The 12,685-nt window shown below is 34.9% G+C and carries 13 protein-coding genes and 1 pseudogene; 11 read left to right on the forward strand and 3 right to left on the reverse strand.

The features are described 5' to 3' along the window. The first annotated feature begins 13 nt into the window (after positions 1–13). Both AB4Y30_RS02160 and AB4Y30_RS02165 read left to right on the forward strand, forming a co-directional pair. The gene (locus AB4Y30_RS02160; protein ID WP_368653876.1) at positions 14–661 is read left to right on the forward strand and encodes a YdeI/OmpD-associated family protein; all 648 of its coding nucleotides are present in this window, start codon (positions 14–16) and stop codon (positions 659–661) included. Positions 662–684: 23 nt separating this feature from the next. After that, entirely contained in the window at positions 685–1,044 is a 360-nt protein-coding gene (locus AB4Y30_RS02165; RefSeq protein WP_368653877.1) for a hypothetical protein, read from the forward strand. Between the two features lie 111 nt (positions 1,045–1,155). On the opposite strand, the gene AB4Y30_RS02170 is transcribed toward AB4Y30_RS02165, so the two are convergent. After that, positions 1,156–1,314 carry a hypothetical protein gene (locus AB4Y30_RS02170; protein WP_368653878.1) on the reverse strand — a complete coding sequence of 53 codons (159 nt, stop codon included), beginning with the start codon at positions 1,312–1,314 and terminating at the stop codon, positions 1,156–1,158. 188 nt (positions 1,315–1,502) lie between these two features. Here AB4Y30_RS02170 and AB4Y30_RS02175 point away from each other — a divergent pair, with 188 nt between their 5' ends. The 8 genes and pseudogenes from AB4Y30_RS02175 to AB4Y30_RS02210 all read left to right on the forward strand — a co-directional run bounded on the left by AB4Y30_RS02175 (position 1,503) and on the right by AB4Y30_RS02210 (position 7,434). Next, positions 1,503–2,765: a Zn-dependent hydrolase gene (locus AB4Y30_RS02175; RefSeq protein ID WP_368653879.1), complete on the forward strand. Its 1,263-nt coding sequence runs from the start codon at positions 1,503–1,505 to the stop codon at positions 2,763–2,765. A gap of 22 nt (positions 2,766–2,787) precedes the next feature. After that, positions 2,788–2,934 carry a hypothetical protein gene (locus AB4Y30_RS02180; protein WP_368653880.1) on the forward strand — a complete coding sequence of 49 codons (147 nt, stop codon included), beginning with the start codon at positions 2,788–2,790 and terminating at the stop codon, positions 2,932–2,934. Further along, the gene (locus AB4Y30_RS02185; RefSeq protein WP_368653881.1) at positions 2,921–3,169 is read left to right on the forward strand and encodes an iron chaperone; all 249 of its coding nucleotides are present in this window, start codon (positions 2,921–2,923) and stop codon (positions 3,167–3,169) included. The genes AB4Y30_RS02180 and AB4Y30_RS02185 overlap by 14 nt, the downstream gene beginning before the upstream one ends. Positions 3,170–3,279: 110 nt before the next feature. Continuing rightward, positions 3,280–4,473, forward strand: coding sequence for a DUF4317 domain-containing protein (locus AB4Y30_RS02190; protein WP_368653882.1), 1,194 nt, complete (start codon positions 3,280–3,282; stop codon positions 4,471–4,473). 68 nt (positions 4,474–4,541) lie between these two features. After that, complete coding sequence (locus tag AB4Y30_RS02195) at positions 4,542–6,023, forward strand: MDR family MFS transporter (RefSeq protein WP_368653883.1); 1,482 nt, start codon at positions 4,542–4,544, stop codon at positions 6,021–6,023. Positions 6,024–6,180: 157 nt separating this feature from the next. Beyond that, positions 6,181–6,567 (forward strand): hypothetical protein, encoded by a 387-nt coding sequence (locus AB4Y30_RS02200; RefSeq protein ID WP_368653884.1) that lies wholly within the window; start codon positions 6,181–6,183, stop codon positions 6,565–6,567. A gap of 87 nt (positions 6,568–6,654) precedes the next feature. Further along, positions 6,655–6,888: pseudogene (locus tag AB4Y30_RS02205) on the forward strand (TipAS antibiotic-recognition domain-containing protein); the annotation flags it as partial. Positions 6,889–6,999: 111 nt separating this feature from the next. After that, the gene (locus tag AB4Y30_RS02210) at positions 7,000–7,434 is read left to right on the forward strand and encodes a universal stress protein (protein WP_368655151.1); all 435 of its coding nucleotides are present in this window, start codon (positions 7,000–7,002) and stop codon (positions 7,432–7,434) included. An 87-nt stretch (positions 7,435–7,521) separates the two neighbouring features. Here AB4Y30_RS02210 and AB4Y30_RS02215 read toward each other — a convergent pair whose 3' ends face one another. Then, entirely contained in the window at positions 7,522–8,358 is an 837-nt protein-coding gene (locus tag AB4Y30_RS02215; protein WP_368653885.1) for a polysaccharide deacetylase family protein, read from the reverse strand. Positions 8,359–8,487: 129 nt separating this feature from the next. Here AB4Y30_RS02215 and AB4Y30_RS02220 point away from each other — a divergent pair, with 129 nt between their 5' ends. After that, positions 8,488–11,049, forward strand: coding sequence for a CBS domain-containing protein (locus AB4Y30_RS02220; RefSeq protein WP_368653886.1), 2,562 nt, complete (start codon positions 8,488–8,490; stop codon positions 11,047–11,049). A 34-nt stretch (positions 11,050–11,083) separates the two neighbouring features. Here AB4Y30_RS02220 and allB read toward each other — a convergent pair whose 3' ends face one another. Then, the gene (gene allB / locus AB4Y30_RS02225; protein WP_368653887.1) at positions 11,084–12,478 is read right to left on the reverse strand and encodes an allantoinase AllB; all 1,395 of its coding nucleotides are present in this window, start codon (positions 12,476–12,478) and stop codon (positions 11,084–11,086) included. Positions 12,479–12,685 lie beyond the last annotated feature (207 nt).

The following is a 12,685-nucleotide window of genomic DNA, read 5'->3' on the forward strand; positions in this document are numbered from 1 at the left end:
GAGGTTGGTAACGATGTCTATTATTGATAAATTAAAGTTATCGAAATATAAAAATTTGGTTGTTATAAATGAGCCTAAAGATTACCAAGTTTTCAAAGACTATTCCACTACTTTAGATGGATTGCATGATGCCATCTTTGTTTTTGTAGAAACATTAGAAGAAATGGTTGATCTTACACAAGAAATAATCCACCAGCAAAAGCTAGCTGAAAACGGGTATCTGTTTTTCGCATATCCCAAAAAAGGAAATAAACGATATCCTACTTTTATTCATCGTGATGAAATATTTCCAGCTATGAATGTAAACGAGGAAGGATTTGTTGGTAAAAGCGATTATAAATTTTCGCGTATGGTAAGTATGGATGAAGTATTTACGGTCATTGGTATAAAAAAAGATACAAAAAAACCAAAGAAGTCAACAGCAGCTAGCCAGCGAGTCGAGGACTATGTGAATAAAGTGGATGATATTAAAGCAATATTAGCAACACATCCAGAAGAACTCTCCTTTTATAAATCACTTACGCCAGGTTATCAAAAAGACTGGGCGCGTTATATATACTCTGCAAAACAAGAAGCTACACAGCAAAAGCGAATAAAGCAAATGATTGATATATTAGCACAAAAGTATAAGTCGATTTCACTATATCAACAGAAAAAATAACAACATGGGGAGAGTGAATCTTAATGAAGAAAAAGTCTCGTTGGAAAAAGATTGTTATTATTATTGCTATTTTCATCATAGGTATAGTTAGTTTTATTTTGTGGTTTGAAAGACACCAAGAGGTAATGGGAGTGAATTATGTAGTAGAAGATTTTATCAAGGATAATTTTGAAGGTATTGAACATGTTGAAATTAATGAACAGGATCATCCGCTGATATTACCAGACGTCTTTATCATTACTGGGTATGTAAATAATGATAAAGATATGTCCTTTGATTTAGAGGTTGAAAATAAAAAATATTTGGGTCCAATCTTATCTGTTAATACCTCGGAAAATTTTCCTGAAATGAAGGAAGAATGTAAAGTAGAGTTTTGTCAGTAAAAATTATATACATAGGCAATAAAAAATAGTGAAGGATATTGGATATATATTCCAGTAAACTTCACTATTTTTAAATCATGTAGGGTTTATGAGATTCTACATTGTTTCTAACTATTTAAAAGTACCTCTTGCATGTGAGTTCTGACGATATCCAGGTTGTTCCCTTTCTTCCATCTCACGAATTTTGTAATTCCTTCTCTTGCGGTACATGAAACCATTAACAAGGAACAGAATAATAATGAGGATGGTCATAATACCAATAAACTCCATATTGGTACCACCTTTACAGCGAGATTTTCCGTTCTTAGTTCTATATAATAATAATCTACTGAAGAATATTGCGTTTGCAAACTTTACATTATTCTTACAATTTAATATTGCCACGTTACGCCTGACGTGCTAATATATATCTTTCACAACATATTAAAACTATGAATATGACGATAGGAGTTATCTGCATGGATAGTAGACAACGATATCAAATACTTTTTAATACAATAAATCAATATAATTCTGGAGAGAAAGGGATTACAAGGATTGCTTATTCTAATGATGAGCAAACATGTACACATAACTTTATTCATTTATGTAGTACGGAAAATCTGAGTATTCGTTTAGATGAATGTGGGAATGTCATTGCGCGTAGAGAAGGGAAAATTCCTGGATTACCTCCTGTGATGATTGGTTCACATTTAGATACGGTTTATCAAGGTGGAAAATACGACGGGGTTGTAGGTGTTACTGCAGCGCTGGAAGTTATTAGACGCTTGAATGAAAAAGAAATTGAAACAGATCATCCGATTGAAATTATCTCCTTTGCTTGTGAAGAATCCTCTCGCTTTGGTGTGTCTACAGTAGGAAGTAAAGCAATGGCAGGAATGATTGATAAGGAAAAATACCGTAATTTAACAGATCGCGATGGAGTGACAATGGAAAGAGCGTTCACTCTTTGTGCATTGGACTTCGATGTAGTTGATGAAGCAAGTCGTGTTGATGAAGATATTAAGGCGTTCTTTGAACTGCATGTGGAGCAGGGACCTATTCTAATTAATGATGACTTGAAAATTGGTATTGTTACAGGAATTGCAGCACCTGCACGCTATGCGATTAAAGTGGAAGGAACGGCTTCCCATTCAGGTACAACGCCAATGAGTATGCGTAAAGATGCTTTCTTAGGTGCTTCTGAAATTGCTTTACAACTAGAGGAAAAAGCAAAAGAAGAGAAAGAGCATGGAACAGTGGCAACAGTAGGTGTTGTAGATATTGAAGCAGGAGCAATGAATGTTGTGCCAGGAACTGTAGATATGAAGGTAGATATTCGCTCTACTTCTGTTGAATCAAGACAACGTGTGGTTAATGCATTATATGAAATGGTAAGTCAAATTGAATCAAAACGTAATTTGCATATTACAATAGAGGAAATTAGTGGAGAAGAGCCTGTTCTTTTATCAGAGGAAATTAATCAGACATTAGAAGAAATTTGTCGTGAAAAGCAACTGCCTTATACTTTCATGCCGAGTGGGGCTGGACATGATGCGATGAATATGACTCGTTTATGTCCAACTGCATTAATTTTCATACCATCTGTTGATGGGCTAAGTCACCATCCTGATGAGTATACAGAGTTAGATGATATTATGAATGGGATTGACGTATTAGAAGAAGCAATTATTCGTTTTGCAAGCTCAGACCATCCTATAGAGGGATTAGTAGAAGCGTAATTATTGCTAGGAGAGAATATGTATGAAGACCTTGGAAGATGTTCTCACAAAAATAAAAGATGAGCGGCAGCGTGAGGTAATGACAGAAGTACTTTCTTGGGTAAGAGAGACATATCAACAGCTTGTCCCTGCTGTAAAATGGAGCGAGCGAGCCGATGTTCACAAATAACGGTACATTTATCATTGGCTTTAATGCCGCTAAAAAACATTTTGCAGTTGCTCCAGAACCAGCAACAATAAAACATTTCATGGATGAGATAGTGGCTAATGAATACTCATATACCACAAGTTTAGTACGTTTTCCTTGGGATCAGCCTGTTAATTATCATCTAATAAGTCAATTCATTGAATTTAATATAAAAGATAAAGCGACAAACAAAACCTTTTGGAGATATAGTAAATAATCTATTAAATTAAAAATTACTAGAGAAGGAGATGTCAATTTCGACATCTCCTTCTATTTGTTGTTACAATAGTATATGTTAAAAGAGGAAAGTATTAGGAGTGTAAATCATTGAATAAAAAAGACATCGCAAATTTTCGCAAACAATTAAAAATAAATAATGATTTATTGCGAATAAAAGAACTTTATTATGTTTACGTTATGAAAGAATCGAAAGAGGTTTATCATCATCAAAGTGTTCCTTTTGAAATGCTGGAGAAGGAACAACAGGAGTTATTTATCGCGAATTATAAAAAATTATTATCTGGCCATATCGATGAAAAATTATTTGCTTTAAAATTCAAGCGGGAAGAAGAAAATAGCCAGCAATTACTTCATCAAGGATTGAATAGTAAAACAACGGAAGAATGGACAGAATATATGCTTGAGCTTGTTGAGAAAATATTAGCAGGAAAGCAGTTCGAAATGGATACAGTTATTACCTTTATTCGTGGGGATTATATGAAGCCGGTAAAACCTACAAGTGAAGAATATGAAGAAAGTGACCGAGATCAGGTCTACTCTAATTCCTTTATCCTATGTAGTATTAATAAGACACAGGAGCCGAAAAAAGAATTATTATTTGATTATATTGAGAAGGAATTTAAATACAATATTATTGTAGATCCAATTATTAATTTAAAGGCACCATTATCAGGTTTTCTTTATCCATGTTTTATGGATAACGCAGCAGATGTAAATCATGTGCTTTATGGAACAGGGAAAAAATATGAGCTAGATTATCATTTTATTGAGGAAGTATTGAATGTAGAGGAGGCTACAACGGCAGAAGATGATAAAATTGTTTTTGAAGAAGTAGTAAAACATGTGACAGATGATCCGTTAAATACAACTACATTATCGAGTATGTATGAAGAAATTTATCGAGTGGTAGAAGAAAATGAAGAAGAGGAACAGGAAGCAAGATTAGATTATCGAGATGTTGAAAAGGTGTTAAAAAATAGTGGAATTACAAATATAGATGTGGAGGCTGTAGAAACTGCCTTTAAAACAGTTGTGGATGACTCCAGATATGAATTGAAAGCATCAAATGTCGTTCCAAAAGCGACCAGCAAATCGATAAAAATAAAAACGAAAGTTGCAGATTTATCGATTAGTCCTCAAGAATTAAACCATGTACGTCAAGTAGAGTTTGGTGGTAAGTTATATTTGATGATTGAGCTTGAAGAAAATACTACTATAGAAGGTTTTGAAATGGCTCCAGAATCATTATTCCGTAAAGGGGAGAATGAGTTGGATCATTAAATAAAGCAAATGGTATATTATTATGAGAATTAAATAATTTAAAGTTCCAGTGAAGAAGGGATTCGAACATGAGTGAAACAAAGAAATATGAATATTTAGCTGATAATCCAAATGTCAAAGTACTACCAATTATGCTCTCATTAATCATTGGAGCCTTTTTTGCGATATTAAATGAAACACTACTTAATATTGCTTTAACAACTTTAATGCATGAATTTGATGTTCCTATGACAACGGTTCAGTGGATGGCTACAGGATTTATGCTGGTTATGGGGATTGTTATTCCCGGTTCTGCACTGTTATTACAATGGTTTACAACCCGACAGTTATTTATAGGAACCATGATTGTCTTTACAGTTGGAACAACGATATGTGCATTAGCACCAACATTTTCTATTTTAATTGTTGGGCGCTTGTTACAGGCTTTTGGAACAGGAATGCTTGTACCAATTATATTCAATACATTTTTATTAATCTTTCCACCTCAACGCCGTGGAGCAGTGATGGGAATTGTAGGGCTTGTTATGATGTTTGCTCCTGCAATTGGACCAACATTATCAGGAGTGATTGTTGAATATTTAGGTTGGAGATATTTGTTTATTTCTGTTATTCCATTTGCTCTCTTTTCTATTGCTTTTGCATGGAAATATTTAAGAAATGTTGGAGAAGTCACGAAGCCGCGCATTGATATTATTTCACTTGTGTTTTCAACAATTGGATTCGGTGGAATTGTGTATGGATTTAGTATGGCAGGAGATCCAGAGATCGGATTTTCACATGCATCTGCTTTTGTACCACTTATTGCAGGAGTAGTAGCTATTGTTTTCTTCTGCTTGCGTCAATTTAAACTGGATGAACCAGTATTAGATTTACGTGTGTTTAAATATCCAATGTACACATTAGGAGTAGGGATGTTTGTTATTATTATTATGGCAATGTTTGCATCGGAAATTATACTTCCCTTTTTCATGCAAGGTCCGTTAGCATTGTCAGCAGCTGCAGCAGGATTAGTATTATTACCAGGAAGTATTTTAAATGGTATACTTGCACCGTTTATGGGACATTTATTTGATAAATATGGACCGAAAGTATTAATGATTCCATCTTCAATTGTATTAAGTGTTACTATTTTCATGCTGACGAGATTGAATATGGATACACCGATATGGATGATTGTAGTTATTTATATATTGCTGATGATCTCCATTTCTGCTATGATGATGCCTGCAGAAACAAATGGATTAAACCAATTGCCGAAGAAATTATATCCACATGGGACAGCTGTTATGACTACTTTACAGCCTGTAGCTGGAGCAATTGGAGTATCTGTATTTGTCAGTATCATGAATGCAAGACAAACACATATTTTAAGCCAAGCAGAAAATCCTTTAGATGAACAAACGATAAATCTTGCAATGACATCCGGTTTAAAGCTTGTTTATATCATTGCTCTGATAATGTCACTTTTCACAGTTATTATGGCTTTCTTTGTTTACCGAGCAACACCCCCGCAGGAAGAAATGCCAGCTACTGAGGGTGAAGTCGAGTAGAAATAGCTAAATTTACAAAGCAATCCCCTTTATCTATAAAAATGATAAAGGGGATTTTTGATGAATGAATCTCAGTAATTTCTAATGTTTGTCTAAGTTTGCTTTAAGAAAAAGCGGGTAGAGTAGTAGTTAGAAATTAAGATATGGAGGAATAATCATGAAAAAAATTACTGCAATATTAATAGGAATGCTTTTATTCGTTAGTGCTTGTGGTGCTGGTGCAGATGGTCGGGAACAAGAAGAGACATTAGCACCTTCAAACACGGAGAAAGAAAATATGGATTCAGAAGAAAGTGAAGTAGCAGAGAATCTAGAAGAAAAAGAAGAGGATACCACTCAACTTCCAGAATACAGTACTTTAACGGAGCAGGTAGCCATCGAAGACTTTCAATTACGTATTGTAGAAGATAATCAAGGAAAAAGAGTAATGCTAATTGAAGATGACCAAGGTCAAGAAAAGTATAAATCTATTTTTACAAAGAAAAATAATCGTTTGAAAATCATTGAATTTAATAAGGGACAAATTTTTAACGAAGTAATTTAATGCAGACTTCAGACTAGGATAAGGATTTGGATAGAATAGAGAAACATTCTTTTCGTTCGAATTTTTTCCTAGTTTTATTTTGTGAAATTAGCTAAAGTCCGTCATGACCTTGCATCAGAAATTGCTCAAGATAAAATTGATAATTGGTACATTTGGTTAAATACAATGGGAAATTATTATTCTTTAGAAGTATTTGCAGGACTTGGTGAAATGTATGTGGCGGATGAACGGTTTACCAAAAATATTGATCAATTTGGTGAAGGGCTCTCATTGTTCAAGAAAGAGGCAATGGCTATTTATGTTAAAAACCAAATTAGATAAAAGCTCCTTTCCCTTTTTGAACAAAGAGTGGCAATTTACAGCTTTTTAGATGTTTTTTGAGTAAAATGGCTTATAATGTAAAGGAAAGGGGGAGGATCGAACGTGAAACAAATGTATCAAAATATATTAGTAGCAGTGGACGGATCTGAAGAATCGGAATATGCATTACAAAGAGCAATAGAACTAGCCAAAAAACATGAATCAGTAATTCATCTCATCCATGTCCTAGAGAATTATAGGTATCCTGGTGATACTGGTTCGTTGCGCAAAGAGAAAGAAACATTCGGAAAACAATTATTGCAAAAGCTTCAAAAGCAAGCAGAAGAGCAAGGAGCAAAGAAGGTAGAAACAATTTTTGACTTTGGACACCCTCGTTCTATCATTTCTAAAAAGTATGCAAAACAAGTAGAAGCAGATTTGATTGTTTGTGGAGCTACAGGAGCAAATGCAGTACAAAGATTAATTGGTAGTGTATCGGAATATATTGTTCGAACAGCTAGATGTGATGTGTTAATTGCTCGTATGCCAGAAGATAAGGTATTATGAGAAACAATTCATAACTAAATAGCTTCATGTGGCTAATGATGAAGCTATTTAGTTGATTGGGCTATTATATTTTTATACTAATTTTACTTATTTTAAGGTGATTTCATCTAAACGAACAAACTCAAAACCTTGTTCAAGTAGCTTAGGGACAGCGTTGATAACACCTTCTGCTGTTCCGCTTTGTGGTTGATTCATATGAAGTAAGGCAATGGATCCAGCTTCTGCTTGAAGGAGCGCGTTTTCCACTTGAGTACTTGTAAATGTGGCGCCTGCATCTCCTAAGATATCATAATTGACAACTTGATAACCTAATGCATTTGCTAATTCCACGGCAACTTCATCATAGTAGGCAGTGCCTGAACGGAAATATTTCATTTCTTTACCAATTAACTCTCTTACTGTTTCATGGTTCCCCATAATTTCTTCATATGCTGCTTCAGCGCTTGTTGTGGCGGGAATGCCCCAAGCTTCCCCACCATTTACAGATAAAGGTAAATGATCTGTACCATGATTTTCAATTTGGAATAAGGGTTCCTCTGCTAATGTTAGAAAAAGTGCTTCATTTGCTAAAATCCATTGTTCATTTACAAATAAAGTAGCAGGAATTTTCTCTTCTATTAAAAATGAGATAAGCTCTTCATCGTATTGGCTACCATTTGGTCCGCCACAGGCGTCAAAGGTTAGAGCAATCTGTTGCTTATTTGTTTGAAAACGATGTTTAACTCCAGTAACATTTTCACCCCATTCGCTCGTGTTACGTTGGAAATCTTCTATTTGTATAGTTGTTTCTGGTGGATTAGGAAGCTGTTTTATAACATGTTCAGTTTTCTTTAGAGTTGCAAACTTCGCTTCATTAAGAGTTTCGTTGTTACAACCGATTAGAACAAGCAAAAAAATAGAGATAATTAAAAGCTTTTTTGGCATTGGAGTCACTCCTTTGTATAATAAAGGAAAAGGATATTATTTATGATATTAACAGGTAATGATTTTTTCAGCCAGTGAACACACCATCTACATAGATAATTAAACGACTTGTAAGGAGGAAAAATAGACGTGCAAGTAATCATTTCTCATGTAAATACAGATTTCGATGCATTAGCTTCTATGATTGCAGCGAAAAAGCTTTATCCAGAAGCACAAATTGTTATTACAGATAAACAAAATGATGCAGTTACTCAATTTTTAAATATATATCGTGATACTTTGCCAATGATGCAAGATCGTTTGGTTGATTGGGATCAGGTAGAAGAGCTTATTATTGTTGATGTAGCAGCCTTGGAAAGAACAGGTGATTACAGTAAACAGCTGAATCGTGAAAATTTGACGATTACTATATACGATCATCACCCCAGTAAAGATGGCGATATTACTCCAGAGCATGGAAGAATAGAGCCCTTGGGAGCTGCGGTGACATTATTAATTGAAGAAATTCGTAAGCAGCAAATTCCTATTTCTTCTTTTGAAGCAACTATTTTTGGCTTGGGGATTTATACAGATACAGGTTCGTTTACTTATGCCGGAACGACTGCTAGGGATTTACAGGCAGCAAGCTATTTAATGGAACAAGGGATGAACTTAGAAATTATTCAACGCTTTGCTGATCAAATGCTATTGCCAGAGCAACAAGAATTATTCAATCAATTATTTTTAAATACTACAGAATATAAAGTGGATGGTTTAAACATTCTTGTTGCCGCCCATGAGCAGCAGAAGTTCCAAGGTGGCTTATCAACACTAACTAGGAAATTATTAGAAATGACAGATGCAGATGCCGTCTTAGTAGTTGTTGAAATGCAGAAACGAGTATATATCATTGGACGTGCCAGCTCGAATCGAATTAATTTCTTACCTTTATTGAAGCTATGGAAGGGTGGGGGACATGAGCAGGCAGGATCTGCAACAATTAAAAATGGGATAATGGCTGAAGTACTCCCAGCTGTTGTAGAGAATATGGAGATTATTTTGAAGCCGGCTATTACAGCTAGAGATATTATGACAACACCAGTAAAAACATTAGGGCCCAAAATGACGATTGAAGCAGCTGGAAAACTAATGTATCGCTATGGTCATTCTGGTTTTCCAATTGTGGAGGATGGTAAGCTATTAGGAATTATTTCTCGTCGAGATCTTGATAAAGCCAACCATCATGGTTTAGGTCATGCACCTGTAAAAGGTTATATGAGTTCGAAAATTGTAACCATTCATCCAGAAACATCGATTGAGGAAATACAAAAAATAATGATTGAACATAATGTTGGACGCTTGCCAGTAGTAGAGAATGGGAAGCTAATAGGAATTCTATCTCGGACAAATATTATTGAAGTTCTACATCATAAAAATATAGAAACAAATGCAGTGAAAACGGAAAAATATGAGCACCAATTAGCTAAAAGAATGGAAGAGCAATTACCACAGGATATTTATGCCCTACTTCAAAAGATTAGTAAAACAGCATCTGATGGAAACCTTTCTGTATATTTAATTGGTGGAATTGTGCGTGATATTATCCTAGGTAAACCTAATGATGATGTAGATATTGTTGTAGAAGGTGACGGCATTGCTTTTGCACAGCAATTAAAAGAAGGATATGGCGGCGATGTATTAGTACATGAGAGCTTTGGTACAGCTACATGGGAGCATCCTTCTGGAGTGAAAATTGATGTGACTTCCTCACGTTTAGAATATTATGAGCGTCCAGCTGCATTGCCAGATGTTGAAAAATCAACGTTAAGAGAAGATTTAGAACGAAGAGATTTTACAATTAATGCGATGGCTATTTATTTGACAGGAGAAAAATTTGGCGAGATTGTTGATCCTTATTTAGGAGCAAGGGATATAAAGCAAAAGACTATTAAAGTCTTGCATAATTTAAGCTTTGTTGAAGATCCAACACGTATTTTTAGGGCAGTTCGATTTGAAACACGCTTTGGATTTAAAATGGATAATCAAACAGAAAGTTTAGCAGTACAAGCAATGCCAGGAATTAAGGAATTATCTGCGAATCGAATTTTGTACGAAATGGAGAAGATGTTTAATGAAATAGCTCCAGAGCGTACGATTCAGCGTTTATTTGAATTAGGTTTTTGGCAGCAATATGACATTAGTAAGCAAGCAGCAGCAAGCAGTTGTATACATGTAAAGCGCTTAAAAAGTATATATGAAACACACTCAAATCTTGGAGATAAAAATCATTGGTTTTCTTATTTTCTTATTCCCTTTTATAAAGCAGGCCAGTTGAAACAGGCAAAACAGTTTGCATTAACAAAGAAGGAAGGGAAATTACTTCAAGAAATTACAGAGCTAACGTCATATGTAGAGTGGAGAAATAGTAGCACGATTGCCGAGCTACATCAACAATTAAAAATATATTCGAATGATGCTATTCTATTTATGCTAGCAGATGAGACACAAGATTTTCAGCAATTTGTTCTTTCCTATTTGGAAAAGGCACAGAACCTCCCAGTATATTTAACAGGAGCAGACCTTATTAAAAAAGGCTTGAAGCCGAGTGCTGCTTTTTCAAAGATTCTTTTTGATCTAGAAGTAGCAATACTGAATAATGAAGTGGCCTCAAAAGAGATGGCTGAACAATGGCTGGAAGAATATTTGGTATAGAAAAGCTTGGAGGAAATTTTTCCTCCAAGCTCTTTTAGTTATTTGCTTCTATAAACTTTCCTGCTAGAATATCACCAACAACCCCATTTTTCATAATTGTTGTTCCATTAACAATGGTTGCAACAGGAGCAGCGTTTAATTGAAATCCGTCATAAGCAGTTACTTTACTCTTACTATGTAATTTCTCACGCTCAATGGTTGCTTGTTTATCCATATCCACAATGGTGAAGTCAGCATCTGCTCCAACTTGAAGAGCGCCCTTCTGTGGATAAACACCAAATTGCTTCGCTGGATTTTCAGAAAGCAAAGCTGCTACATGCTGTAAGGTAATTTTCTCTTCGGCAGCAGCATGAATCATTAATGGTGCCAGGGTCTCTACACCACACATGCCTGAAGGTGTGTTCCATAAATCACCATCTTTTTCTTCTGGAGTATGTGGTGCATGGTCTGAGCAAACGATTGATATGGTACCATCAAGTATGCCTTTCCATAATGCATCCTGATCTTCTTGACGCTTAATTAACGGATATACTTTCATAGATGTACCGACTTTATCAAAGTCCTCATTCGTTAAAAATAAGTAATGTGGACATGTTTCTCCAGTAATAGGATAGCCTTCTGCTTGAGCTTGGCGAATAAGCTCGACCCCTTCAGCAGTACTAATATGAAGTACATGTAATCTTGCACCAGTAGCTTTTGCGAATTCGATTCCTGTTTGAATCGTAGTTGATTCGGCAATGTTTGGACGTGATTGTAGGACCGTCTCATAGTCAGCTTTGCCAGTACGCTTCATTTTCTTCGTTAAATAATTGATTAGGTCACTGTTTTCTGCATGGATGGATATTGTTTTGCCAGTCTTTGCTACTTCTTCAAAAATTTGATATACTTCTCCATCATTACATGGTGGAATAACATTTTCCATTCCATCCTCGTAATTATAAATAAGTGCAAAGGTATTTTTATCAATCGCATAACCCCAGAAATATTTATAGCCAATAACACCTAATTCATCTAATTCCTTAAGGTTTTCCATATTTAAATCACCTAAGCAAATGCCCCAAACACCAAAATTAACATGTGCCTTACTTTGGAAATTTTTCACTTGTTTATGGAAGTTTTCTTTATTATTAATTGGTGGATTTGAATTTGGCATTTCAAAAATCGTAGTAATTCCGCCAGCCGCTGCAGCGCGAGTAGAATGGAAGAAATCTTCTTTATGTGTTGCGCCACCATCACGGGAGTGGACATGTGTATCTATTAATCCAGGTAAAACATATAATCCGGAAGCATCTGTGATTTCTTTTGCTTCTCCATTAAATGCTTCTTTAGAAATACGAGAGATTTTCCCGTCTTTAATGTAAATGTTTGCTTGATAGATTTCATTAGGTGTAACAATCTCACCATTTAAAATGACATGGTCCCAAGTCAATGCTAACACTCCTTATCTATTGCTTATTTGTACGATCCATTGTTTCTTTAGTATAATTTTTTTGATTGGGCAAATCTAAGTCTTTATGTACTTAAAGTAAGTCTAAAGAGACTTTTTAATTCGTTTTTTGTTTTGATAATATTAATTCAATGAAATTTCTTAAAATTAAAAAGACGACAGTTTACACTTCTCAAAAGATATTAATAA

The organism is Ornithinibacillus sp. 4-3 (assembly GCF_040958695.1).
GTDB lineage: Bacteria > Bacillota > Bacilli > Bacillales > Amphibacillaceae > CALAMD01.